Below are 26,221 nucleotides of genomic sequence, written 5' to 3' on the forward strand. Positions count from 1 at the left end.
GTTGGTATTGATAGCATTCACCTGCTTGCAAACTTCAGACAATAAAAAACCCGCAACAAGTGCGGGTTTTTCAAAGAGTTAAAGTGCTAATTACTTAGCAGCATTTTTCTCTTTTTCTGCAGCGATTACAGTGTCAGCTACGTTTTGTGGACATGCAGCGTAGTGTGAGAACTCCATAGAGAACTGACCACGACCAGATGTCATTGTACGTAGTGAACCGATGTAACCGAACATTTCTGATAACGGTACGTCAGCTTTAATACGAACGCCTGTTAAACCAGCTTCTTGATTGCTTAACATACCACGACGACGGTTAAGGTCACCGATTACATCACCAACGTGATCTTCAGGTGTGAACACGTCAACTTTCATGATTGGCTCAAGAAGTTGTGCACCCGCTTTAGGGATAGACTGACGGAAAGCGCCTTTAGCAGCGATTTCGAAAGCAATTGCAGATGAATCCACGGCGTGGAAGCCACCGTCGAAAAGCTCAACTTCAACGTCAAGTACTGGGAAGCCAGCTAGAACACCTTCACCCATCATTGACTTAAAGCCTTTCTCAACTGCAGGCCAGAATTCTTTAGGTACGTTACCACCAACAACTGATGAAGTGAACGCGAAACCAGAACCCACTTCGCCTGGCTTGATGCGGTAATCGATTTTACCGAACTGACCAGAACCACCAGATTGTTTCTTATGCGTGTAGCTATCTTCGATTTCACGAGTGATAGTTTCACGGTAAGCAACTTGAGGCTGACCAACGATAAGGTCTACGCCGTAAGTACGCTTAAGGATATCTACTTTGATATCTAAGTGAAGCTCACCCATACCTTTAAGGATAGTTTCGCCTGAATCTTCATCAGTCTCAACTTGGAAAGATGGATCTTCTGCAACCATTTTACCGATAGCAACACCCATTTTCTCATTACCGCCTTTATCTTTAGGCTGTACAGCAATCGAGATTACTGGAGTTGGGAAAACCATTGGCTCTAGAGTTACTGGGTGCTTAGGATCACATAGAGTGTGACCAGTTTGCACGTTCTTCATACCAACGATAGCGATGATATCGCCCGCTTGTGCTGAAGTAAGCTCTTTACGCTCATCTGCTTGCATCTCAACCATACGGCCAACACGCTCAGTTTTACCAGTAAACGCATTAAGGATTGTGTCACCCTTGTTAAGCTTACCAGAGTAGATACGTACGAAAGTTAATGCGCCAAAACGGTCATCCATGATTTTGAATGCAAGCGCTTTGAAAGGTTCGTCTGCAGATACAATTGCATGCTCGCCGTTTTCGTTACCTTCTTCATCCATAAGAGGTTGAGGATCAACTTCTGTAGGTGCAGGTAAGTAATCAACAACAGCATCAAGTACTAATTGCATACCTTTGTTTTTGAATGCAGAACCACAGAACGTTGGGAAGAAAGCAAGGTCACGAGTACCTTTACGGATACAACGCTTGATATCTTCAACTGAAGGTACTTCACCTTCCATGTACGCTTCCATTAGGTCATCGTCTTGCTCTACAGCAGTTTCGATAAGCATCTCATGGTATTCTTCAGTTTTTTCTACCATGTCTGCAGGAACGTCTGTGATTTCGTAGTTTTCTGGAAGACCAGTGTCATCCCATACGTATGCTTGCTTGTTTAAAACATCAACAACACCAACAAAATCATCTTCAATACCGATTGGTAAAGTCATGATAAGTGGAGTAGCACCAAGTACTTTTTGTACTTGCGCTGTTACACGGTAAAAATCAGCACCCATACGGTCTAATTTGTTTACGAAGATAATACGTGCAACACCTGACTCATTCGCGTAACGCCAGTTAGTTTCTGATTGTGGTTCAACACCACCAGAACCACAGAATACACCCACACCGCCATCTAATACTTTAAGTGAACGGTAAACTTCAACTGTGAAGTCAACGTGTCCAGGAGTATCGATAACGTTAAAGCGGTGATCTTTCCAGAAACAGCTTACTGCCGCAGACTGGATAGTAATACCGCGCTCAGCTTCTTGATCCATGAAATCGGTAGTCGATTCACCATCATGAACCTCACCTGTTTTGTGGATAGTACCTGTAAGCTTTAGGATACGCTCAGTAGTTGTGGTTTTACCCGCATCAACGTGCGCGAAAATACCAATGTTTCTGTACTTCGATAAATCTGCCATTAATTTTACTCTTAATAAAGTCGATAAATTATTCGGCGGGAGTATAGCATTACTTAAAGCGAACATCACCATAGAAGTCGCTTAAAATGCAATCAATTTATAAAAAACTTGCTTTAAAGATATTTCGAGGTAAGAGATGGACTTAAAAGGGGCTTGTTATAAACCGTATTTAAACGACTTAAGCCTTTATCAGCGTTATTGTTGAACATTAAAAGTGCCATTAAGTGGTGGTATGAAGCAAATACAACTTTTTTGCCATATGCATTTTATTAGTAAAGTAACCCAAAACTCATGGTTTTAACCTTGTTGCTAATAACTAAATTGCCTGCTGTTTTGGCTTTAATTTCTAACAAAGCCAGGTCAGTTATTACTTTATAGATACAGGCAACACCGGTTAGTGACAAGCTACTTTTGCCCAATAGCTTCGCTTCAGCTTATTTAATAGTAGCCATAAAGTAGTGTTTTCCCCGCAACATGAAATCCGTTTTACAGCCCTTACTTTAGTGCTATAAATGAACAAAAAGTTAAAATAAGAATTATTTGCATTTAGGTGTTGACAGTTACCTAAATCTAACTGATAATCAATCTCAACAAGAAGAAAGTACATTGCTTTTTGTGACGGTAAAGTTCATTTGTTTCTCGACCCTGAAACAACGTGTGGCTCACGTTAAAGCCAAGATTATCTGTAATTAATCACAACGCCCCTTGATATTGATTGCAGATAATCGTCTATTACTTACTTGCTACATTGCTCATATCGGTGACGGTTGATATGAAACTAAAAAGCCCTTACGGGCTTTTTTTATGCCTGTAATTTAATATAAAGCCAACATAAAGTTAATGAGAACTATTTTCATTAAGGTGTTGACAGCCACTCAAATCTAACTGATAATCACTATCAACAAGAAGGCATGCATTGCTTCTTGTGACGGAAAAATTCATGTGTTTCTCGACCCTGAAACAAACGTGTGGCGCACGTTAACAGCTATGGAAACCTGTTATAAACCACAACGTCCCTTGCTGTTTATGACCTGTTTCCGCCCTACTCATTTACTTGCTACATTGCTCATATCGGTGACGGTAGATATGAAACTAAAAAAGCCCTTACGGGCTTTTTTTATGTCTGTAATTTAATGCGTAAGGCTTTAACCTACGCTTTAAAAATTAACGGCGGTTTTTTCGTGCACGTGCTCGGCGTTGTTTTTTCTCTTCTTCTTTGGCTTGCTTTTTCGCTTCTGCCGCCGCGCGCAATCCAGCTACCATTATTTCTTCTTCTTCACGCATGGCAGGTGTTTCCATGGTGATACGACCAATAATGCCATCTCGTAATTCATTAATTAGAATTTCTGACATTTTATACGTATCGATTTGGTTGCCACCGCGAATACAGCCGCGTTTTTTACCCGCCATTTCAACAAATTCCCAATCGCTTTCTGGCAATTCATCTAATTTATAGCGCGCTTTTAAAAGCTCAGGATAGGCATGTAATAAATACTCAGCGGTGTAGCTTGCCACTTCTTCGTACTCAATAGCGGTATCACGTATTGCTCCGGTTGCGCCTAAACGATAACCTGAGTTTTCGTTTTCTACTTTTGGCCACAGCATCCCAGGCGTATCGTAAAGCATAATGCCATCATCAAGTTTAATACGTTGCTGCGCCTTAGTCACTGCAGGCTCATTGCCGGTTTTAGCCACTATACGTCCAGCAAGTACATTAATGAGCGTAGATTTACCTACGTTAGGAATCCCCATGATCATAGCTTTAATTTGCTTATCAGCACCGACTTTATGTGGTACTAACTTTTTACACAGCTCATTAATACGATGCACCTCTGCGGCTTTATCGTTACCAAATGCAATCGCTTTTACGCCGTTTTCTTGCTCAAAGTAATCCTTCCACGCTTGGGTCATTTTAGGGTCAGCTAAATCGGCTTTATTCAATATTTTGATGACCGGCTTACCTTCACGCAAAGTAGCCACCATCGGGTTTTCGCTACTGTAAGGAATGCGCGCATCTAGCACTTCAATGATCACATCCATTTGTGGCATTATTTCTTTAATTTCATTTCGGGCTTTATTCATGTGCCCAGGGAACCACTGGATAGCCATTTTTAACTCCTAACATATAATTTGTAGCTATTTTAACTGGCAATTCATTTAATTGCGCTATACTGGCGCAAATTTTTTCAGATTAGATATTATGGCTCTCAAATCTACCATTATTAAAGCGCAACTATCGCTTAGCGATATGGACCGTCACGTATACCAAGACTTTAATTTAACCTTGGCACAACACCCTTCAGAAACTGAGCAGCGTTTGATGATCCGCTTACTAGCGTTTGCACTTAATAGCTGTGATGGATTAGAGTTTACTAAAGGTTTATGTGCTGATGATGAGCCGGAGCTTTGGCATGTCAATTACAGCGAAGAAATAGAGCTGTGGATTGAGTTGGGGTTACCAGATGAAAAGCGCCTTAAAAAAGCCTGTAATAAAGCTAAAAAAGTAGTTTTATATACCTATGGCGAGAATAACCAAGCTATTTGGTGGCAAAAGCATCAGCCTAAATTGTACGAGTTTAAAAACCTAAGCATTTTTAGCCTTGATTATGCTGCTACTCAATTATTAGCTGCGTTGGTTGATCGTAATATTAAATTGGCTATTACCATTCAAGATGGTGAAGTTTGGGTTAATACCGACACTACCAATATTGAAATAAAACCGCAGCAATTAATGTAACTAGAATAGGTTATACCAATTGCATTAAATTAGTTATCCATTATAGCTACAAAGAAATAAGTCGATAACAAGGCGAAAATGATGACATATAGTTGTTCTATATAAATAATTTTTAACGCAGGTAGCGGATTATTTAATATGTTTTTAATAAAATTGGTATTAGGGGGCGTATGAAAGTTAAACGCGTTATTGTATTACATGGCTTGTATATGTCTGGCTTGGTTATGCGCCCGTTATGTTCACGTTTGGAAGAGTCGGGGGTTAAAGTTTTAAACCTAACCTACAATACTCTTGACCCTAATCGACATGCTATTTTTACGCAAGTAGATGAGTTTATTAGCGATGAGCCTTCTGCTTTAGTCTGCCACTCTATGGGGGGCTTAGTTGCCCGCGCCTATTTAGAAGCAAACTCAGCGCCAAGTCATCATGTTGAAAAGGTGATCACCTTAGGGACGCCACATACTGGCAGCCATATTGCTGAAAAAATGCAGCAAAAAGGGTTCGAACTATTATTAAAAAATAGTGTTGAATTTTTACTGTCTAAGAATGGTGATTGGCCTTTTAAAGCCAAGCTATACAGTATTGCCGGCGACTTACCGATTGGTTTAATGCCACTCATTGTAAAAGGCAGCCGCTCTGATGGTACCGTACTGCTAGATGAAACCAAACTTAAAGGTATGGCTGAACACAAAGTGTTTCACTTAAGCCATACCAGTATGATTTACTCTCGCCAAGTCGTTAATTATATTCTTGAGCGCTTGAACGAGGACATTTAGTCCTCGGCTGCAGCGGCCACTTTATAGCTGATCAAAAATATAATACCCAACACCAGCGGCATTGGTGCAGCGATATAACCAAATGTATCAGAGTTTGCAAAACTCGCACCCGCTAAGTGCGCAACTAATCCAACAACAAACGCGACCAAAGCAATACCAATAACGATGAGTTCAGCTTTATTCTCTTTACGTGTTTTAGCTTCCATTATTTCTCTCCGCATCTAATCAAGTAGCCCCTTAACTTAATAAAGTACTCTCTATCAAGTTGGGTTATATTGATTATGCGCTTTACTTGTGCGCGTTTTTTGACCTAAATCAATAAATAAAATAAGTCTGCGCTGCGCCTGTCAAAAGCTTGTTTTAGATCATACTTTATACTCAGCAAAGCACTAAATTTTCTGCTCATGGTAGTATTTCTATAAACACAACCCATATCTATTGAACAGCGTTAGTTAATTTATTCATAAAACCACAGATACGCTGATAGCTTTTAGCTATGGCATCAATATGTATAAACGATTTTATTCATAGACGATTATGAGCAATACTTATTTCAATGAACAATATTTAAAAAATTCATAAAAACGGTTATTTAAGGAGCAAGGTATGTCGCAAGTAAATGCAATTGGTTTAAACAGTACAAAAAGTGAAGATATTATTAAGTCACTGAATACACTTTTAAGCAGCTATCAAATTCAATATATGAATGCCCGCGGTTTTCACTGGAACATTAAAGGCCGAAACTTTTTTGAATTACATTTAAAGTTTGAAGAAATTTATAACTTACTACTATTAAAAGTAGATGAAATCGCAGAACGTATTTTAACGCTTGATGGTGCACCGCTACATGCGTTTTCAGATTACTTAGAAGTAAGTGAAATTAAAGAAGCAAAAGGGATCAGTGATGGCGTTACCGCAGTAGAGAACTTACTTGCCGGATACAGCAGCTTAATTAAAATGCAGCGCGATATTCTTGCACAAGCCGCTGAAGCGGATGATGAAGGTACCGCATCATTAATGAGTGATTACATTAAAGAGCAAGAAAAGCTAGTGTGGATGTTAAAAGCCTACCTAGATTAAGTTATTTTAAAAATAGAAAGCCTCAGTCATTACTGAGGCTTTTTTGTCACTGTACTATTACTATGACAATGCGATAAAAAAAGCCATTTCTAATGCTTTTTCTTCTAAGCTTTTAAAGCGACCCGATGCGCCACCATGCCCTGCATCCATGTCAGTTTTAAACACTAAAATATTATCATCCATTTTATATTCACGCATTTTAGCCACCCACTTCATTGGCTCCCAATATTGTACTTGTGAGTCATGCAAGCCGGTTGTCACCAGTATATTAGGGTAGTGTTGCGCGCTAATATTATCGTACGGTGAATAGGCTTCAATAATGTCGTAAAAATGAGGGTCATTTGGATTACCCCATTCATCATATTCATTTGTTGTAAGTGGTATGCTTTCATCTAACATGGTGGTGAGCACATCTAAAAATGGCACATGGCAACCCATACCGCAGTAGAGTTCGGGTGCTTGATTTGCTACGGCTCCCATTAATAAACCGCCCGCGCTGCCTCCTGAGGCAAATACTTTACTTTTATCTGCATAACCTTGTTCGGTAAGTGCTTTGGTTATATCTATAAAGTCATTAAAGCTATTTTGTTTATGCTGTTTTTTACCGTGTTCGTACCATGAACGTCCTAGCATTTCGCTACCACGCACATGCGCAATTGCGTAGACAAAACCACGGTCAAGTAAACTCAGTGATGTACTCGAAAAACTAGGATCTATGGTGATCCCATACGCGCCATAACCATATTGAAATAACGGATTTGAACCATCTTGTTTAAAACTATCTTTACGATAAACCAACGACACCGGTACTTTTACCCCATCACGAGCACTGACCATTAATCGCTCTGACTGGTAGTCTCCTGCGTTAAAATCACCGAGTACTTTTTGTTGTTTAAGTAAGGTTTTTTCACCGGTGGTTAAATCAACATTATAAAGCGAGCCGGGAGTCGTTAAGCTCGAATAGTAAATGCGTGCATGGGTTACACTTGGCTCTGGGTTCATGGCAATAGCAGCATAATAGCAAGGATCATCAAACTCAAGGCTCATTCGCTCGCCGTTTTTATTAACCACAACAAAACGTGCTTGGCCTTGTTCGCGCTCGCTAAGCACTAAAAAGTCGTTAAATAATTCAACGCCTTCTAATAATACATTTTCACGATGAGGGGTATGTGTTTGCCACTGGCTTTTATCAGCAATGGTGCTGCTTGTCGCGGTCATTAATCTAAAGTTTTTAGCTTGCCAGTTAGTCACTATATAAAAAGTATCACCAAGCTTATCAATATCAAATTCATGGCCCTCTTCACGCGGTATTAAAGCAGTAAACTCACCTTTAGGCTGATTGGCGTCAAGTATCCACATGTCGTTAGTTTCTGTGCTAGCTAAATCAATAATAATTAAGCTTTCATCACGACTTTTACCTAAGCCCATAAAAAAGCTGCTGTCTTGCTCTTCGTATACCAACACATCTTGGTGTTGCTCACTCCCTAGCTCATGTCTAAAAACTTGATAACCCAATAAAGTTTTTAAATCCTTTTTTACATAAAATACGGTTTTATTGTCGTTCGCCCAAACAACCTGCCCCTCGGTATTTTCAAGTACATCGTCGAGCATTTTATTATTGTTCAAATCTTTAAAGCGAACCGTGTAAATACGTCTGCCGTCAATGTCCTCAGAGTATGCCATTAATTGCTCATTGGGGCTCAGCGCCACTTCCCCTAGCTCATAAAACTCATAGCCGTTGGCAAGTTCATTAACATCAAGTAGTAACTCTTTATCAGCCATTACCATACTGCTGCTGCGATAATGGCGTGCATATTCATCATCTCCGCGAACCTCTGAGTGATACCAATACAGGCCATCTTTTACCGGTACAGTGTTATCATCTTTTACAATACGGCCTTTAAGCTCTTCAAATAATGCACTTTGTAATGGCTTAATGGGGGCTAACTGCTCATCACAATAGGTGTTTTCTTGTGCTAAATGCGCGAGTATTTCGGCATTTTGTCGTTCATCATCGCGCATCCAATAATAATCATCACTACGTGTTTTTGCGTGAGTTGTCAGCGCATGAGGTTGCTTTTTAGCAATAGGAAAATTAGGCAATAAGCTTAAAGAATAATCAAAAGAAGACACAAAAAAAACCGCTTAAAAAATAACAATGGCGGCCAGTTTATCATAAAAATAAAAAAGCCCACTCATAGTTGAGTGGGCTAAAGCGGTATAAATTCGATAACTAAAAACTACGTGCATTTTATTGTTGTCGTTATACCTAAGGGAAGTTGATTTACTGTATTTGCTGCCAAGCCATAGTCCAGCTTTCGCCAACTCCAGGCTCAAACATAGTTTTATGCTTATCTACACGGCAAAACTCGCTAAATGGCCATGCCTTACACTGGTATATATGCCCAGTTTTTGGCTGTAGTACTTTGGTGCCCGCACTATACATATCACCATTTTGAGGATAAATTGCGTCGTATCCGAGGCTATTTACAACAACTAATTTTTTATTTTTTTCAGCGCGATTAAAATGGACCACCGCGCTACAAATACCACTACTTTCAAGTGCAAATATTTTGTTATGTCGATACGCAACAACCAATCCTTGCTCTGTCATTCTGCCAGCGCACACCAGCGGAATGTGCATATTAATATGCTCAACTACCAGTAAACTCCAGGCATGGGGTTCACCCTGCTCTGGAGAGAGTATTTCATAATCAAAAGCTAGCTGAGATAATTCGCCATGCTCATCGTAAAAGCTCACGCTAACCGTATCACCAACAAATAGCTGGCTATACTGATCCAGTCCAAGACAACCAATAGTTAACCATTCTCCACACGCTAATGATGAATGTATAAACACTGCAACACCTTAAAGAATCAAACGTCGCCCATATCATATGGCTTACAACAGGCAAACTAGCTCGTAGGCTAATATGCGTTAACCAATATCGAATGATTTTAATTCGCAATGTTGCAACAATCAAACAAAAGAATGCAATCAAAGTTTAAAAGTAGTACTTAAGTTTAAATTTGCAAGAATAAAAAAAGCCAACCGATTTAACGGTTGGCTTTTTTATTCAACTGCATGATATGTGTGGTATTAACTCACACTCACCTTTTTACTTGCAAACGGGCGTTTAATTAGCGCCCCAATATCAGTTAAAATAATATACAAACACGGCACCAAAATAAGGGTGATTAGTGTTGCAAACATAACAGCAAAACCAAGTGCTACCGCCATCGGTATTACAAATTTAGCTTGTAAACTAGTTTCAAACATAATCGGTAATACGCCAGCAAAGGTAGTAATTGAGGTAAGTAGTATGGGTCTAAAGCGTGCACAGCCTGCTTCAATAACCGAATCTTTTATACTAATACCAGCACGACGCGCCTGATTAATGAAATCAGTCATTACTAATGAGTCATTAATAACTACCCCAGCCGCGGCAATTAAACCAAAGCCCGACATTAAGCTAATGTCTAAGCCAAACCAAAAATGCCCCCATATTGCGCCCGTTAAACTAAATGGAATAACCGACATTACAATTAATGGCTGAGAGTAACTTTTTAGCGGCACGGCAAGTAATATGTAAACTAAAATCATACCGCCAGCAAAAAATAGTAACTGCTCATTAGCTTGAGCTTGTTGTTCTTCAATTGCGCCACCGAGTTCTGACTTAACGCTTGGGTATTCATCTAGTAATTGTGGCAGTAGGTTTTCTTTTACTTGCTTAACCACTTCTCCAGGTTCAATCACTTCCTCATCAATATTGCCATATACATAAACAGTACGATAGCCGCCTTCACGACGAATATAACTAATACCTGGGGTTTCAGTTAACTCAACCACATCTCCTAGCAGCACTTCCCTACCTTGTGGCGTGGTGATAACCGCGTGTTTAAGCGATGAAAACGCTTCACGGGTAAGTTTAGGGTAACGTACCATCACCCGCACTTCTTCACCGCGGCGAATAACACGTTGCGCCTCGCCACCATAAAAACTCGCACCTACTTGATTTGCAATTGAGGCCAAATCTAACCCTAAGTCAAAAGCGACTGGTTTTAAGCTCATTTGTACTTCTTTGCTAGCAGGGTCAATGGTAGAGCTTATGTCGAATAAGCCTTCTTGTTGCTGCAATAATCCAATAAAGCGACGCCCGGCTTCATTCAATGTATCAATGTCAGAGCCATACAGTAAATAGCCGAACTCACCGCCACTACCGCCGCCTCCACCGCCAACATCATCTTGAATAGTTAACGATTTAACACCTGCAATATTTGGCATAGCTTCACGCCAGCGGCGCGAAAGCTCAAAAGCATTATAAGGGCGTAAATCTTCATCAACCAATGGCGCTAGTAGTTGCGCCTCTGTACGACCTTGATTAAATACCAATACATCGCGAATCATTTTTTGCCCTTCTTCGCGCGCTGTTTGCTTATCTATTTCAAGCACCATGGCTTCGATTTGGCGAATAGCATTAATAGTTTGGATGTCTGATACGTTATCGTTCATCTCAAGATTAATTTGCGGGAAGTCATGCGGCACTTTAGGTGATGGGATCATTCTCACCTGATTAGACGATATTAACGCAAAGGTGAAAATTAATAGCGCAACAAAACTAAATAGCACCGTCCAACGCCACTTTATACAAGTAACAATAAACTGCCTATACGGCCCATTTACAAAACCAAAAAAGCGCTTATTAAAGCGCGCTCGCCAACCGTCAGGGTTAATAGGAGAAAAGTGAGTATGCGCAATGTGTGCCGGTAATATCAGCTTAGATTCAATCAAGCTAAATATTAGGCATAATATTACCACCACTGAAATACCTATAAAAAAGGAACTTTCAGGCCCGCTTGAAAGCGTAAATGGTGCAAATACCGCAATGGTTGTTAGTACACCAAAGGTGGCAGGGGTTGCCACTCGTTTAGCGCCATTAACTACATTAACAACACCGCCGCCTTTTTTTTCTATTTCTGTGTAAGCACTTTCACCTATGACTATGGCATCGTCTACCACAATCCCCAGCACCATAATAAAGGCAAATAAAGACACAATATTAATCGTGATACCAAATAATGGCATCAGCATCATCGCACCTAAAAAGCACACTGGTAAACCAATCATTACCCACAGTGCAAGCTTAAAGCGTAAAAATAACGAAAGCATAAGGGCAACTAAAATTGCACCTTGCAGTAAATTAGCTTTCATCATGTCTAAGCGCGCATTTAGGTAATAAGTAAAGTCCATTAATGGCTCTATACGTACACCCAATGGCAGTTCTTTATTTTTTTGATCAATATACGCTTTAACCGAATCAGCCACCGGAATAATATTTTGATCTTCTGTGGCTTTTACCGATAAATAAACCGCATTTTCGCCATTAAATTTAAAGTAACGTTCACCTTCAACAAACTGATCTTTGATAATAGCGATATCTTGTAGCAACACTTTGGCACCGTTCGCGCCAATTTTTACCGGAATTTGCCTAAACTCTTCACCAGAATAAAACTGATTTTCTACTCGAACCGAAATAACGCCAGCATCAGTTTTTAGTTGTCCGGCTGAAAAATTAGCCGAATAGCGACGTACCGCATTTGCTACATCCGATAAAGTTAAATTATATTGGCGAAGTGTGTCTGGCTCTATTTCTATGGCAATTTCATCCAATGGCACATCGTTTACCACTAAAGATACATTCGATAACTGCAGTAGTTCGTCTTCAACCTGGTTCGCTATTGGCTTAAGCTCATTTAACGGTAAGTCGGCAACTAATGTCATACCAATTACATCTTGGCGAAACTCTATTTGGCTAATGGTGACTGGTTCCATTCCCGCAGGAAAAGTCGCAATACCATCAACTCGCAGTTTTACTTTATCGAGAACGTCGGTAAGTTCTGCGTCGGTGTTAATTTCAAGGGTGGCAGAACCGCCATTACGAAATGCGCGATACACCCCTTTTTTAATTTCGGTAATATCTTTTAACGACTCTTCAACTTTTATTAAGATGCTTTCTTCAATTTCCTGTGGCGACGCCCCAGGGTAGTTTGCATTCACCGTAATATAGTTAACTTCTATATTCGGAAACATTTGTCGCTGAATAGTAAAATAGCTTATAAGCCCCATGACAATGATAAAAAACATCATCAAATTGGCAGCAACAGAGTTGTTAGCAAAATAAGCAATTAACCCTGTTTGTTTACTGGTATTGGGTTGCTCTGTGTTATTCATAACTCACCCTACCTTAAAGCTTTTCAGCAGATGCATTGTCTGCTGCATCCGTACTTTTAGTCTCTGTCAAACTAGCTACCTTTACTGCCATCCCTTTTTGTGGATATTCTGGTAAGGTAGTAACAAGCTTGTCGTTGGCTTCTAAGCCATCACTGATATAGAAGTATTCACCTTCTTCACGAATTACTTTCACCTTGCGTGGCTCTAATTGCTGCTCATCATTAACTATCCATACAGTTTGGTTATTTACTAACTCTTGCGGTAAACGATAAATATTATTGAGCATAGTACCGGCAAAGTTTACTTGTACATAGGTGCCAAATTTAATTGCAGGTTGCTGGTTAGTAAGCCCATAAGGGTCTTCAATTCGAATCACTAGACTACTCATACGGGTCGCGTTATCTACAATCCCTAAGTCGCGATCTATCGCTGCTTGGCGAGTAAACCCATTTAATCCTGTTTTAATAACAGTTGCCTTTACCCCTTTAACGCGTTCAGGTAAAAACACACTATCAAAGCCTGCAATAGGAATAATCACCTCGGCCGTTTCAATATTATTCAGCTCGGCAACTTGAGCGCCCATAGTGACAAACTGACCAACACCTACATTACGACTCACCACTAGTGCATCATATGGTGCGCTCACTTCGCAATTATCTAAATCGCGTTGTGCCCTTTTTAATGCAGCTTGCGCCGATTTAACAGCGGCCTGCGCACTCAACACTTGTGGTTTACGTAAAAATAAATCTGTACGCGCTTTATTTGGGAAACGTTTTGCTTCATCTTCTGCAACTTTAGCTTGCGCTTGCTCTTCAATTAACATCGCTTGCGCGCGGGCAAGTTCAGCCTCGGCTTGCAAAACTGCGGCTTCGTAGTTATCTTTTTCAATTGTAAATAGGGTTTCACCGCGACCCACAATCCCACCTGCTACAAAGCTCGGATGCCAGCTAACTACCTCACCGGATACTTGAGCTGAAAGCTGGGTATTTTCAAGCGGCTGCACTTCACCATAACTATTAATAATAACTTGATGATTATTTGCGGAAACGGCTTCAACCTGCACCGTTGGACGGGTGTCTATGACTTCTTTTTTATCTGACTCTTTTGCAATCGCATTAATTGCAGCAAAACCGGCCACACCTAATGCCAATGCTACGAACGGAAAAATCCACCTAAGTACATTACCTTGCATCTTTTTTTACTCCCAAATTACTATTAGCACCATGATACCAAAGCTTAATGAAACATTAACGTGACATTTGTAAGCAACTGTTACAAAAAAGTATAGGCAAGGTCTTGCTCGATAAAGTATAAACCCTTAGAAAGCCTCGTGGATTCGCTCTATAAATGTATTGTTACAAATTTTTACCATTATAAATCATAAAGCTAAATACTTTGAGTTAGTATTTAGCAAAGATGCTGTGCGAAACCGCATGACACACCGTACAGTAAAATCATATTAACAACTACAAAAGACAAACTATGAAATTAACCGCACTTACCTTGGCGCTTAGTATAGCGCTTGGCAGTAGCTATACTGTCGCTGCCGAAAAAAAAGAAGAAAAAGAGCCACAAACATTAAGTGAAATGATTGAAGGCCAAACCGAATTTGTTGGCATTTTTAATCTTTACCAAGATAAAAAAACCGGCGACCACCTAATGGTAATTAACGAGTCACAACTCGATACTCCTTTTGTTTATTTTGCACACACCATTGACGGCGCGACTGATGCGGGCCACTTTCGTGGCGCGTACCGTGAAACAAAGTTAATCGAATTTAGAAAATACTTTGATCGTATCGATATTATTAGCAAAACCCCGCGCTACTTATTTAACGAAAATAGTGCGCTAGCTAAAGCCAGCGAGGCAAACATTAGCGAAGCAGTACTTGCAAGTATAAAAATAGAAAAGCAAGAAGAGGGTAAAATAGCCTTTAATGTTAACAAGCTATTTTTAAGTGAAGCCCTGCATAAAGTATCGCCAACACCTGATCCGAACGATAAAAATGCTAAAAAGCGTTTTAAAGTAGGTAAATTAGATGATAAAAAATCACGTATCATCAAACAGCGCCCATACCCTAACAACCTAGATCTGGTGGTTGATTATGTTTTTACTAATAGTAGCCCAACCGTTCGAGGCTCAGGTGCGATAAGCGATCCACGAAGCGTGTCAGTAAAAGTACAGCATTCATTTGTGGCTTTACCTGAAAATAGTTATCAACCTCGCCTTGATGATGCGCGCATTGGTTATTTCACCAATCAGTTTGATAAAATGACATCAACTGACTGGGCACCATACCAAGATGTAATAAAGCGCTGGGACCTACAAAAGAAAGATCCAAACGCAGCACTTTCAGAGCCAGTAAAGCCGATTACCTGGTGGATAGAAAATACTACGCCTGTTGAGTGGCGAGATACAGTTCGTGACGCCGTACTTGCTTGGAATAGCTCATTTGAAAAGGCAGGCTTTAAAAATGCAATAGAAGTAAAAGTACAACCTGATGATGCCGATTGGGATGCCGGCGATATTAACTATAATGTACTGCGTTGGACTTCATCGCCTAAGCCACCTTTTGGTGGATATGGACCAGCATTAGCTAACCCGCTAACCGGTGAAATTTTAGGCTCAGACATTATGCTTGAGTTTGTATTTATGAAAAACCGCTGGATATACGATACGCTTTATACTCAAGGCACTATGAGCCATACACAACCAGGAAGCAACACTGAGCTTAATTGTTCTTTAGGTCATGAATTACAACAAAACCTAATACTTGCAAAAGGCTTAGCAAATGGCGCTGATATTGAAGATACTGAAATGTTACGCCAAGGTTTAACTCAGTTGGTTTTACATGAAGTAGGGCATACTCTAGGTCTTAATCACAACATGAAATCTTCTATTTTGTGGGATGAGAAAGAAGTTCACGACAAAAGTAAAACTCAAGGTATAGTAACCGGCTCAGTAATGGACTATGCGCCAGCAAATATAGCGCCAACGGATGTGACTCAAGGCGATATTTTCCAAACTAAACCAGGTCCGTACGATGATTGGGCAATAAACTACGGCTATAGCGCAGCACTTAAAGATGAAGCAGCAGAACAAGCTCGTCTTGATAAAATACTCGCTCGCTCAAGCGAACATGCACTGGCCTTTGGTAACGATGCCGACGATATGCGTGCACCAGGTCGCCACATAGACCCTCGCGTGATGATTGGCGATTTATCGTCTAACCCTGCAGCTTATGGTGCAGATAGAATGGCCCTGATCAATACACTATTTTCAGAACTTAAAGACAAAGCTACAGTAAAAGGCGAGTCTTACCAACAGCTTGTTACTTCTGCTAACAGCCTATTTGGCCAATACCGTGCACAAGCAGGCGTGGTATCTCGTCAAATTGGTGGGGTTTATGTAGAGCGTGCTGTCGTAGGTGATGAAAATGCAGCTAAGCCTTTTACACCGGTGCCACTTGAGCGCCAAACCCAAGCAATGGCTATTTTAGCTGAGTATGTGTTTGCTCCAAATGTACTGCAAAGCATGCAGCCTTTGTATAACTTTATGCAGCAGCAGCGTCGTGGGTTTAATCATTATGGTAAAAACGAAGACCCTAAACCGCATAAAATGATTTTAGGCATGCAAAAAGGTGTGTTAGCGCAACTACTGCATCCTGCTGTGTTACTACGTATTTCAGACACTGCTTTATATGGAAATGAATACAGCCTTACGCAATTTATGGGGGATTTAACTGCAAGTATCTTTGTTGATAGCAAAAACGCTAATTCAATCAGTCATAACTTACAGATTGAATACGTAAATCAGCTTATTGCAATTGCAGGCTTAGAAAAAGCAAGTAAATACGATAACTTAGCGAAAACAGCCGCGCTATATCAGCTAACTCAAATAGCCAATCAAGATGTTGCATGGGGCGCTGATACCGCAACCAAAGCACATAAAAAGTATATCGACCGCTTAATTAGCAAAGCGCTAGAAGCGTAAATAACACTGAGTAAACCAAGGCCACGTTTTACGTGGCTTTTTTACACTAATTCAAAGGTAAATAGTACCTTTTAGGTATCTTACCGCATGACCCGTTAATGTCACTGTTGTACTGCCCACTTCACAATGTAACTTCCCACCCCGTTGTGAAGCCTGATAAGCATTTAAAGAGTGTTTGCCAAATTGTTCTGCCCAATAAGGGGCAAGCCCGGTATGAATTGAACCGGTCACAAAGTCTTCATCACCACCACTGGCAGGCCAAAAATAACGAGAAATAAAGTCATACTCAACACTCGGTGCTGTTGCAACCACATCTAATGGGGCTAATTTTTTTAGTTGTTCATTGGTTGTTTTCAGATCTACAACCTGCTGCTCATTATCATAAATAGCAAAATAAGCTTGGCGGTTTTTCAGCACTTTAATAGGTTGTATAGACAGGCCGGCTAATAAAGCATCAGGGATAAGCCGAACCTCTTCAGGGGCTTGTTTAGGAAAGGTCATAGCAAAGCTGCCATCGTTATTTTTATTAACAATCAGTTTGCCCACCGCCTCTGCGCTAAAGCGCACCTGCGATATACTATGTTGCTCACAAAGCACATAGGCCGCTGCTAAAGTAGCATGGCCGCAAAAATCAATCTCCATTAATGGCGAAAACCAACGTATCGCAAAGCTTCCATCTGCCGACTGACAAGTAAAAGCAGTTTCAGATACGTTATTTTCAGAAGCGATATTCAGCATAAGATCATCACTAAGCCACGATTCTAGTGGGATCACAGCGGCATAGTTACCTTTAAACAGTTCACTGCTGAACGCATCGATTTGATGGATAGTTAATTTCATAGTGGGCACTTTTTATTTATTGGTCACTCAAAGTGCCACAAATGAAATTAACGGTCACTATAATTTTATGCCAACACAGGACGTACGCGATAATACTGCATACACGCAAACTGCACCGCATTAGTCAGTAATATCATAACAAACATTAGTATATGCGAAGTACTTTGCACAGGCATAGCAAGCTCTGCAAACAAACCACAGATACCAGCTATAAATTGTAAACTAAAATAGCGAGCACTAAGGTTACTAATATTCCCTGTGCGAAGTGTTTTGTAGGTTTGTGGCATAACTCGTACTGAACTCATGATTAAGCCCACATAGGTTAAGCCATTTAGCACAGTGGCAGTATCTAGGTTAGGGTTTAACAGCAACAAAAAAGGTAATAACGAAAAGCTAAGCATGCCAAGTAACTGCAGCTTCTGACGTTTAGCGGCATTATAACGTGCAAAAAAGTATAAAATTAGTCCGCTTAAAAAGCCTGTCGCAAAAAACGGCAAGGCAATATAAAAGCGAGCAAAGTAAAGATTGTAGCTTATAAAGTACACACTTTGCGCTAAACCAAATGTCATCATTAACAGTGATACACCTGATACACTGCGGTTTTTTATAATTTTATTGAGTAACGGTAAAAAACTAAAAACCAAAATAAATACTGACAAAATAGGCAAATAATACGCCAAAGCAAACCTCGCTCGTTACATTGTTGTTAATGAAAAGGAAGAAATAAAACATTTTTTAAACATTTGTTTTTAAAGGCTTTATTTATGTGCGCGCATTGTAGGACTGGCTAGCTTTTATACAAGCTTCACACCAACTTTAATTTCCTCCTGTGGCAACCTGAGTATACAAAAACCGTTACTAAAACTTCACAGTCTCACCCTTTTATAATTGCAACACAAATGATAACTGTTATCATGCGCATATCTACAGATTAACATGCAAGCCTAAGTAATGAGAAAAACACTGTTTAAAGTTCATAGTTGGTTGGCGCTAATTGCCATTATTCCGTTAATTGTTATTAGCATTACTGGCAGTGTTTTAGTGTTTAAAAGTGAAATTGATGGCCTACTGATGCCAGATAAACACTTTGTGGTACAGCAACAAGCTGCACGTTTGCCTATGGACTCATTAATAAATAAAGCCGAAGCAGCCTTTCCTGAATATGTAGTAGGAAGCTGGGAGCTTTTTAATAACAGCACCGCTGACCGGCTTTATTTGGTTAAGCGTGGAACTGACGATTGGTATAAGTTGCATTTAGACCAATACACAGGAGAGGTTTTATCAGAACCAGTAAGCACCACTCATTATTTTACTGACTGGTTTTTAGAGCTCCATTATACTTTTTTACTTAACGACTTAAAAAGCTTACCAGGGCAAACAGGTACCGTATTAGGCTTCTTTTTTGCTCTATTTTTATTAACTTTAGGTATTACTGGCTTAATTATTTACCGCAAATTTTGGCAGCGACTATTTAGCGTACGCTGGCGAGCAACTTTGCAGATAGTACTAAGCGACATTCATAAAATGACTGGAGTATTAGGTTCACCTATCCTTATCGTTTTAGCGATTACCGGTGGCTATTTTAATGGCGCTGTGTGGTATCACGAAGTAATAGAACACGCAGAAGAAGAGCACTACACTATTACAAATAAATTATATAGTGACGACATTTCTTTTGAGCGCATTCTTAATGATAGTAAGCTGCAAATACCCACTTTTAACACTACTTTTTTAGTTTTCCCGCGAGAGCCTGATGAAAATATTACTCTTTATGGCGAAGTAAATACCAGTAATCCACTTACCAGTGAATACGCCAATACCATAACCTACAATAAGCAAACAGGTGAACACATGGCTAACTGGGATATTCGTGAAACCGGAGTTGGTTGGCAAGTAATTGATAGCTTTAGAAAACTACACTTTGGCTATTTTGCAGGGCTTATCAGTAAAATACTTTGGTGTATTGTTGGTCTTAGCCCTGTATGGCTGGCTGGTACAGGCTTTTATTTATGGCTTACACGCCGTAAACGTAAAAAGCAATCACACAAAAATCGCTTAAGTAAGCATCGCACTGTAAGTGCTTGATTATAAAGTCACCTCATTGTAATCTTAAAAGTCACAGTGAGGTGATTTATGAAATATCTAGTTTTTACACTTAGCTTTTTTTTAGCTGCATGCAGTAGTACTCAACCAGCAGTGCAAATTAAAAAGGTACAGCTTACACAAATAATTAACCACTCTCTTTTCAAGCGTGTTGAAACCCCTAATGAACACAGTGTTTTTGAGCTTCCAGAACCTGAAAAAGAAAAGTTTTTAGCTTATGCACAGAAGCGCTTAAATGAGATACGTGCTGATGAAATTGTTTTTAACTACCTAGAAAACCAGCTTACCAACTTTAAGTATCACGGCGATACACTAACATCCAAACAAACTATTGAACGCTCACAAGGCAATTGTATTAGCTTAGCTATATTGACACAAAGCTACGCCACGCTTTTAGATCTTGACACCAGTTTTCAAGAAATGACCAGCGAACCTGTGTATGCCAAAGAGGGAAGTTTAGTTTACATAGCCAACCATTTTAGAACCAAAGTTTACGCACCGGAAGAAGAAACTGATGATAACTTTATTGTATTTATTCGCCCAGGCACTTTAATAGATTACTTCCCAACCCGCGGCAGCTTTTATGCTGGCAGCGCCACCTATAATGATTTACTCAATAAGTTTTACAGCAATTTAGCGGCGGAGGCATTAGCTAAAAATAAACTCAATACAGCCTACTCTCTTATTTTGAAAGCTAATTCTTTTACTCCTAACGATCCTGAACTGTTCAATATTACGGGTATATTACATCGCCGTGCAGGCGATTTAAAAAGCGCTCAACTGATTTACCAAACCGCACTAAATAGAAACGATATAAGTATAAACTTAATCAATAACTATCGGCTACTCGCAAAAGATCTTGGCGATACAGAGCTAGAAAAACAATTAACAAGCCAATTAATTAATGAAGAAAAAGACCCTTACGAGCTATTGGTTATTGCTAAAAACAACCTGCAAGAAGGAAAGGTAACTCAAGCTAAAAACCACCTTGAGTCAGCAATTGCAAAAGCCCCATATATATCAGAGCTTTACTTAGAGCTTGCAAAAATTCGTTATCTTCAAGGTAAGTCTAAACAAACACAAGCCTTGCTTGAACAAGCCATTAAATATGAGCGAGACAATGAAAAGCTCAATATATACCAAGCAAAGTTAGCATCGCTTACTAAACCAAAGTAGGTTGCTTTTGGGTAATACATATTTAAAAGTGTATTACCCATAATATTAAAGAGAGTAGTAAAAGCTTAACCACGCGCGCATTTCATCTTCAAAGCTGTCACCTTCAACACGCGACAGCCCAGCATTAAAAGTTAGGTCGTTTACGCCTGCAGGCCCCATCCCAAAGCTAAAATCACCTTGGTATTTTAAGCCATAACTTTGTGCATAAACGCTGTTGTCTAATTGATGTTGCTTGTAATAAAGCCAAGGCATGCCTTCTTTAAAGCTGATGCCACCACCATAACCTTGGTAACGCTCTGCAGTTGCACTGTAATAAGGCAGTTCAGCAGCAAGCACAAACTCGCTACTTTGTTGCTGATTAATCAGGTTAGAGCTAAACCCACCTAAAGCTAAATCACTATCGTCTCGCTGTTTTTGTTCAAAGCTCACAAACATGGGAATATTAAATGCTTTACCAAATACTTTTGTTGCCAAGTCATAACCTTGCCAATGACTATTGTGATTCCGCCCATCATAAATACTGGCATAAATACTCTGCCCTATGGCAAATGATTGGCGGTCATGTTGCCATTGCTGAGCAATACTCAACCGTGTCCAATTTTTATGGCTATTTTTATAATCTGTATAGTTATAAGCAAGCTCTGGGGTTAACTGAAGCTGGCCAAATTTCAATGGATGGCTTATTGCAACAAAACCACCTCGGGCGTCAATATCAGCGTTTAAGCTAGGTTGATATTGATGTGATGTACCCAAATTATAATCAAATAGCGCAAGCTTAAACTTTGTATTTAACGCATTGTATTTTGCTTGTACAAAGCCTCCATGTAATGCACCGTCATGCAAATCAATGTTATAACCCGCTTGTAAATCAAGTTGCTTTAATAAGTCGCTACTTTTTATACCTACGCTTAGCAAACTGGTTGACGCTGAATAATACTGTGATCCCAAGGCAAACGTCGCTTGCTGATCAAGTACTGCGTAATCGCTTTGCTCTGCTATCTCATCGGTATATATTTTTGCCGGTGGCAGGGTATGCTTATTTACCATCAACAATGGAGCTTCACTGTTTACAGCGAAATCAGTCACGGCTGTGCGGTTTTTTGTTGTTAGCGTTTTTACATCAGGGCCATCGGCATTAATAGAGAAATAAAGTAGTGAGCCATCTTCAGCCTCAATCGGGTATGCGAGCGCTTCTTGCCCGTTAGTTAAGCGTGTGAGGGTGTTATTTTTTATATGATAATTATAAATATCAGTCTTATTATTTAGGCCAGCAACAAAATAGATAGATTCCCCATTTTGACTAAAACTCGGCTGACTTAAATACTGATACCCATTAGGCATTGGGACTGACTGCCTAGTATCACCGCTCAAATCTTGTATATACAATTGCCAATTTTCGTTTAATGACGCTGACAAATAAGCTAATTTTGTTTCATCGGGGCTTAGGGTCGGGTAATCGTACGTCGTTTTTAAGCTCTTGGTAAAAAGTGGCGTGATTGCTTGTGTATTAAGATCGACTTTTACTAATTCAGAATACCCAGCTCTTATTTGCTCACCGTAAAGTGTTTCACCATTGCGGGTAACACTAAAACGACGAATACCAGCCAGTTCAGTGAGTTGTTCGACGTTGCCAGTATCTATGTTATAGCTAAAAATGTCAGACACTTTGTTATAAGTCCCCGACTCCTCACTACTGTAGGCATTAAAATAAAGAGTGTTATTGCCTACCCACTGCGGATTGGCAATACCTGCGCGATTTATTTGATTTAATATTTGTTTTTGTTCGCGCTTAAATACACTTGGCGCAGTATCAGGAATATCCTTAGCATCATCTTCAAGTAATTGCTTTTGTGCTTTAGTAAATTGCTGTTGCGCTTTAGTGTTGTCTTCAGTGCTATAAATTATGAGCTTGGTATTACTTTTTTTATCACGCTCCACTATGGCAATTTTGCTGCCATCATCTGAAAGAACGGGGTTGCTAGCGTATAAATCAAGCTTTAACCAAAGCTTGCTATTAAGTGGTGACTCGGTTTGCTCTTGTTGCATTGCTTTATAAGTGTACTCAGCAATAAATCGACGATATAGCTTGGCAGCGCTTTGCCCAAATACACCAGAAAATGCATCATCAAAATCTCGAGACTTAACCGCTCGCATACGAACCCATACGTTATCGACCAACTGCTCTGAGTAATTTTGCTCTAGCCAGTATAAAAACCGACTTCCCATTAAATACGCCATGGAGCCCGCCATAAAGCCTTCATCACTATTTAGTTGCCCATAGGTCGGAAGCGCTCCTTGCTGAGCAAACTCCCTGAGTATTGCCTCAGAATAGTTATCAAAGAGCCGCCCTCGCCCTGTCATTTTAGACTCAATTAAGGTGGCGTATCCTTCAGCTACCCAGCGCGGTGTGTCACCATAGGTTAAATCGTAAAGATCCCATACCCCTCTAATTTTTTGTTGCCACTCGCTGCGAGTCGGCTGCGCTAAATGCACTAAGTGAATGTACTCATGCAATATTAGTAATTGCTGCCAGCCCGATGAGTTTGAGATTACCGTATCCGATTGTGGTGGCGTAGTAAAAAGCGCCATAACAGGATTATTAGAGGTTGGTAAGGCAAAGCCATTAGCTGCATTTAAAGGATCAAATACCACCACATCGACGATTTTATCAAGGGCACGGTTTTGTTGCTCAAGCACTTTTGTACGGACAATCTCCAGCTCCACAGCAGTCGATTTAGCAAAATCAGTATGTTCACTGCTAAAGTGAACATTAAAATGCTCAGTATGAATGGTTTGCCAATTGGCTGCGAAGCTTGGTGCAGCCAGTAATAAGGCTGATGCAATGAGTGACTTTTTCACAATAATCCCTTAAATAGTGCTTTTAATAATGCTTAGAGTATTATTAAAAGGGAAAAACGGGCAGTAAAAAAGTGTAATAAAGCATGTGCAAATGTGTATTTACACCTGCCTTATTATTTAACCTGAACTTTAGTTATTTTCAACAAGGGAAGTTACATCCAACTACGAGAATCTGATTCAGCCTGCATAAGTGTAAAATCTATAATGAAGTCAGCATCTTGCTGTTTTAAATATGGGACATACGCACCGCCTGCAGCAAGTTGTATATACAGGCTTTTTAAGCCAGAGCGACGCATAAAAAAGGTGCTCACACTGCGAGCGCTTTGTGCTTTGTACAGCTCAAATACTCGGTAATGCACGCCAATCATACCTTTGCGCACCACCATATAAAAACGCCCATCTTGTTGATGAAGGTAATACCCATAACGTTTATATGATAAAAACACTAACGCGGCTAATACCAAAAATAATGCTAATGAAATTAATATATTAAGTTGCATAAAGCTAACTAAAAACCCAGAAGCAACGCTCGGTAGCAAGGCATAAAACAGCATATTTTTATATAGCAACGCCCTTTCTACTGCTTTGAATGCCAACTTTTTACTGTTAAACCACGGATAAATCCACTGACACACATTATCAACTTGCTCCTGCGTGAGCACAGGTAACACTAAGGTTTGTTTATTCTTTTTCGCCATATTTGCAGCACCGCCGCTGCTGGCTTGCAAACATTCCACTGTAAAGCGCTTTAATAGCCTGGCAACTAGGTTTTGCTTAATAACTATAGATTGTACTTTATCTAAACTAATTGACAGTTGATGGCGCTCTAACAGCCCTGCAATACGTTTAAATTTATTATTTTTAAAGTAAAGCTGATAGTTATAAAAGCGAATGAGCGACATAGTCACCGATAAAAACACCGCAATAAATACCAACACAATAATTAAAGTAATAACCGCAAATACCGCTGCATTAGCCATCATACCGAGCTCTTGCTGATAAAAACCCTCTATTTTTGTTATAAACTGCTGCTCTAAAAAATCGATAGCCACATTCATAAAAGGAGCAATGGCCGCAAGCGCTAAAATTGCCATGTTCGACATTAAACCAAACTTAGCTATTTCTTTATTTGAAATGAATAAACTATTTTCATTCTGATTTTCAGCATGAAGCTGCGCTGTATTAGCCTCCTCGGTTGATGGTTGCTGCTGCGCTTTATAGTCAAATACCTGTTTGCGCATTTGCTTGGCATAATCACTGGTTACTCCAGGCAATATAGCTTCTTGGGCAACACTGCCGGCAGCATCAAAAATGCAATTAACTAAGCCTACTGGAGTAAAATAAAAGGGTTCTGCTATGTTTACATTTTGCACCCGAGAAAACTTTAAGGTGAGTCGCTCTTTTTTAAATACGCCTTTATTTAGTAAAATTTCATGCTCGTCAGTAATACAAAAACGAAAACTGCGGTAATACAAAAAACAATAGACGAGCAATGAAGTCAGAGCAATCGTGAGCCCAACTTGCCCCCAAAATAGTTTATTTTCTACTTGGGTAACAAAAACCACCAACACGGGCAGTAAATTAAATAAGCCATCTTTGATAAACCGCACACTAAAATGCATCACAAAATAAGCCAGTGCCCAGGGCGACACTTTTTGCCAATTAAGTGAAGATGACGTTATTTGTGTAGCATCAACACTCACTGGCAGTAGCCTCGCTTGTGGTTTCATCGTGGCGATAGCTTTGTACAAATTGACGAATATTTTTGCACTTTTCGTGGGTCAGGCCGCTAATTTGTAAATCAGCACTCATACCACCTGCGCTGTAAAGCCGTAAACTGGCTAAACCTAGTTTTCGCTCTATTGGCCCACGATGTATTTCAATATGCTGCACTCGTGCTAACGGTAAAATTGTCACCTGCTGCCAAATAATGCCTTTTTTAAAAGCAATATCATGGGTACGCAACGCGCTGCCCTGTAATTTTATGCTGAACACGCTATATAACATACACAGTAAAATTAATAGCGGAACAGCAACCAATAAGTAACCTTGCGCCATGGCTGCAAAATCTGTATTGAAATAACAAACTGCCGCTAGCACTAGGCAAAAAGGGATAAAAAATAACAACCAATTCAACTGTGCATGCAATAATGCTTTATCGGCAAGCGGTTCAAACTCTATGCTTTGATGTTGCGGTAGGTCGGTTATTTGTTGATTCGTAAACACGCTTCGCTCCATTGGACGTATTGG

18 protein-coding genes are annotated in these 26,221 nt (G+C 39.9%); 6 read left to right on the forward strand and 12 right to left on the reverse strand.

Going from position 1 to position 26,221, the window contains the following annotated elements; genetic code table 11:
- Positions 1 to 90 precede the first annotated feature (90 nt).
- Both fusA and ylqF read right to left on the reverse strand, forming a co-directional pair.
- Complete coding sequence (fusA, locus tag AC0VZ5_RS15385) at positions 91 to 2,175, reverse strand: elongation factor G (protein ID WP_138609530.1); 2,085 nt, start codon at positions 2,173 to 2,175, stop codon at positions 91 to 93.
- Between the two features lie 1,164 nt (positions 2,176 to 3,339).
- On the reverse strand, positions 3,340 to 4,284 hold the full coding sequence (ylqF, locus tag AC0VZ5_RS15390) for a ribosome biogenesis GTPase YlqF (protein ID WP_109875729.1): 945 nt from the start codon (positions 4,282 to 4,284) through the stop codon (positions 3,340 to 3,342).
- Between the two features lie 91 nt (positions 4,285 to 4,375).
- Between ylqF and AC0VZ5_RS15395 the strand changes: the two genes are divergently transcribed.
- Both AC0VZ5_RS15395 and AC0VZ5_RS15400 read left to right on the forward strand, forming a co-directional pair.
- Positions 4,376 to 4,912, forward strand: coding sequence for a YaeQ family protein (locus tag AC0VZ5_RS15395; RefSeq protein ID WP_008112865.1), 537 nt, complete (start codon positions 4,376 to 4,378; stop codon positions 4,910 to 4,912).
- A gap of 170 nt (positions 4,913 to 5,082) precedes the next feature.
- Complete coding sequence (locus tag AC0VZ5_RS15400; protein ID WP_475473565.1) at positions 5,083 to 5,688, forward strand: PGAP1-like alpha/beta domain-containing protein; 606 nt, start codon at positions 5,083 to 5,085, stop codon at positions 5,686 to 5,688.
- On the opposite strand, the gene AC0VZ5_RS15405 is transcribed toward AC0VZ5_RS15400, so the two are convergent.
- Entirely contained in the window at positions 5,685 to 5,894 is a 210-nt protein-coding gene (locus AC0VZ5_RS15405; protein WP_008112863.1) for a hypothetical protein, read from the reverse strand. The two genes, AC0VZ5_RS15400 and AC0VZ5_RS15405, sit on opposite strands and share 4 nt — an antisense overlap.
- A gap of 400 nt (positions 5,895 to 6,294) precedes the next feature.
- On the opposite strand from AC0VZ5_RS15405, the gene AC0VZ5_RS15410 reads away from it, so the two are divergent.
- The gene (locus AC0VZ5_RS15410; RefSeq protein WP_008112861.1) at positions 6,295 to 6,768 is read left to right on the forward strand and encodes a Dps family protein; all 474 of its coding nucleotides are present in this window, start codon (positions 6,295 to 6,297) and stop codon (positions 6,766 to 6,768) included.
- Positions 6,769 to 6,828: 60 nt separating this feature from the next.
- Here the strand turns inward: AC0VZ5_RS15410 and AC0VZ5_RS15415 are convergent, their stop codons facing one another.
- The 4 genes from AC0VZ5_RS15415 to AC0VZ5_RS15430 all read right to left on the reverse strand — a co-directional run bounded on the left by AC0VZ5_RS15415 (position 6,829) and on the right by AC0VZ5_RS15430 (position 14,192).
- Positions 6,829 to 8,901: a S9 family peptidase gene (locus AC0VZ5_RS15415; RefSeq protein WP_475473567.1), complete on the reverse strand. Its 2,073-nt coding sequence runs from the start codon at positions 8,899 to 8,901 to the stop codon at positions 6,829 to 6,831.
- 151 nt (positions 8,902 to 9,052) lie between these two features.
- On the reverse strand, positions 9,053 to 9,628 hold the full coding sequence (locus AC0VZ5_RS15420; RefSeq protein WP_138608655.1) for a chitin-binding protein: 576 nt from the start codon (positions 9,626 to 9,628) through the stop codon (positions 9,053 to 9,055).
- Positions 9,629 to 9,868: 240 nt separating this feature from the next.
- Entirely contained in the window at positions 9,869 to 13,000 is a 3,132-nt protein-coding gene (locus AC0VZ5_RS15425) for an efflux RND transporter permease subunit (RefSeq protein ID WP_138608653.1), read from the reverse strand.
- Between the two features lie 13 nt (positions 13,001 to 13,013).
- The gene (locus tag AC0VZ5_RS15430) at positions 13,014 to 14,192 is read right to left on the reverse strand and encodes an efflux RND transporter periplasmic adaptor subunit (protein WP_290167298.1); all 1,179 of its coding nucleotides are present in this window, start codon (positions 14,190 to 14,192) and stop codon (positions 13,014 to 13,016) included.
- A 290-nt stretch (positions 14,193 to 14,482) separates the two neighbouring features.
- Between AC0VZ5_RS15430 and AC0VZ5_RS15435 the strand changes: the two genes are divergently transcribed.
- On the forward strand, positions 14,483 to 16,993 hold the full coding sequence (locus AC0VZ5_RS15435; protein ID WP_475473570.1) for a zinc-dependent metalloprotease: 2,511 nt from the start codon (positions 14,483 to 14,485) through the stop codon (positions 16,991 to 16,993).
- 51 nt (positions 16,994 to 17,044) lie between these two features.
- Here the strand turns inward: AC0VZ5_RS15435 and AC0VZ5_RS15440 are convergent, their stop codons facing one another.
- Both AC0VZ5_RS15440 and AC0VZ5_RS15445 read right to left on the reverse strand, forming a co-directional pair.
- Positions 17,045 to 17,833 carry a PhzF family phenazine biosynthesis protein gene (locus tag AC0VZ5_RS15440; protein WP_198522161.1) on the reverse strand — a complete coding sequence of 263 codons (789 nt, stop codon included), beginning with the start codon at positions 17,831 to 17,833 and terminating at the stop codon, positions 17,045 to 17,047.
- 65 nt (positions 17,834 to 17,898) lie between these two features.
- A complete protein-coding gene (locus AC0VZ5_RS15445) occupies positions 17,899 to 18,513 on the reverse strand; it encodes a PQ-loop domain-containing transporter (protein ID WP_464710769.1) in 615 nt (204 codons plus the stop codon).
- 271 nt (positions 18,514 to 18,784) lie between these two features.
- On the opposite strand from AC0VZ5_RS15445, the gene AC0VZ5_RS15450 reads away from it, so the two are divergent.
- Both AC0VZ5_RS15450 and AC0VZ5_RS15455 read left to right on the forward strand, forming a co-directional pair.
- Complete coding sequence (locus AC0VZ5_RS15450) at positions 18,785 to 19,918, forward strand: PepSY-associated TM helix domain-containing protein (RefSeq protein ID WP_413400977.1); 1,134 nt, start codon at positions 18,785 to 18,787, stop codon at positions 19,916 to 19,918.
- 48 nt (positions 19,919 to 19,966) lie between these two features.
- Positions 19,967 to 21,112 (forward strand): tetratricopeptide repeat protein, encoded by a 1,146-nt coding sequence (locus tag AC0VZ5_RS15455; RefSeq protein ID WP_475473573.1) that lies wholly within the window; start codon positions 19,967 to 19,969, stop codon positions 21,110 to 21,112.
- 45 nt (positions 21,113 to 21,157) lie between these two features.
- On the opposite strand, the gene AC0VZ5_RS15460 is transcribed toward AC0VZ5_RS15455, so the two are convergent.
- The 3 genes from AC0VZ5_RS15460 to AC0VZ5_RS15470 form a co-directional block, all read right to left on the reverse strand.
- Positions 21,158 to 23,971, reverse strand: coding sequence for a TolB family protein (locus AC0VZ5_RS15460; protein ID WP_475473575.1), 2,814 nt, complete (start codon positions 23,969 to 23,971; stop codon positions 21,158 to 21,160).
- A gap of 152 nt (positions 23,972 to 24,123) precedes the next feature.
- Positions 24,124 to 25,701, reverse strand: coding sequence for a PH domain-containing protein (locus AC0VZ5_RS15465; protein WP_475473577.1), 1,578 nt, complete (start codon positions 25,699 to 25,701; stop codon positions 24,124 to 24,126).
- Positions 25,664 to 26,209 (reverse strand): PH domain-containing protein, encoded by a 546-nt coding sequence (locus AC0VZ5_RS15470; RefSeq protein ID WP_178956875.1) that lies wholly within the window; start codon positions 26,207 to 26,209, stop codon positions 25,664 to 25,666. Before AC0VZ5_RS15470 ends, AC0VZ5_RS15465 begins: the two co-directional genes overlap by 38 nt.
- Between the last annotated feature and the right edge of the window lie 12 nt (positions 26,210 to 26,221).

This window comes from Pseudoalteromonas sp. QJM3NY_12, assembly GCF_056173165.1.

Excerpts from the sequence above, each read along its gene's own strand:
- AC0VZ5_RS15395 (WP_008112865.1), top strand. The coding sequence starts at position 4,376 with ATGGCTCTCAAATCTACCATTATTAAAGCGCAACTATCGCTTAGCGAT.
- AC0VZ5_RS15440 (WP_198522161.1), bottom strand. The coding sequence starts at position 17,833 with ATGAAATTAACTATCCATCAAATCGATGCGTTCAGCAGTGAACTGTTT.
- AC0VZ5_RS15425 (WP_138608653.1), bottom strand. The coding sequence starts at position 13,000 with ATGAATAACACAGAGCAACCCAATACCAGTAAACAAACAGGGTTAATT.
- AC0VZ5_RS15430 (WP_290167298.1), bottom strand. The coding sequence starts at position 14,192 with ATGCAAGGTAATGTACTTAGGTGGATTTTTCCGTTCGTAGCATTGGCA.
- AC0VZ5_RS15470 (WP_178956875.1), bottom strand. The coding sequence starts at position 26,209 with ATGGAGCGAAGCGTGTTTACGAATCAACAAATAACCGACCTACCGCAA.
- AC0VZ5_RS15410 (WP_008112861.1), top strand. The coding sequence starts at position 6,295 with ATGTCGCAAGTAAATGCAATTGGTTTAAACAGTACAAAAAGTGAAGAT.
- ylqF (WP_109875729.1), bottom strand. The coding sequence starts at position 4,284 with ATGGCTATCCAGTGGTTCCCTGGGCACATGAATAAAGCCCGAAATGAA.
- AC0VZ5_RS15400 (WP_475473565.1), top strand. The coding sequence starts at position 5,083 with ATGAAAGTTAAACGCGTTATTGTATTACATGGCTTGTATATGTCTGGC.
- AC0VZ5_RS15435 (WP_475473570.1), top strand. The coding sequence starts at position 14,483 with ATGAAATTAACCGCACTTACCTTGGCGCTTAGTATAGCGCTTGGCAGT.
- AC0VZ5_RS15450 (WP_413400977.1), top strand. The coding sequence starts at position 18,785 with ATGAGAAAAACACTGTTTAAAGTTCATAGTTGGTTGGCGCTAATTGCC.
- fusA (WP_138609530.1), bottom strand. The coding sequence starts at position 2,175 with ATGGCAGATTTATCGAAGTACAGAAACATTGGTATTTTCGCGCACGTT.
- AC0VZ5_RS15405 (WP_008112863.1), bottom strand. The coding sequence starts at position 5,894 with ATGGAAGCTAAAACACGTAAAGAGAATAAAGCTGAACTCATCGTTATT.
- AC0VZ5_RS15465 (WP_475473577.1), bottom strand. The coding sequence starts at position 25,701 with ATGAAACCACAAGCGAGGCTACTGCCAGTGAGTGTTGATGCTACACAA.
- AC0VZ5_RS15455 (WP_475473573.1), top strand. The coding sequence starts at position 19,967 with ATGAAATATCTAGTTTTTACACTTAGCTTTTTTTTAGCTGCATGCAGT.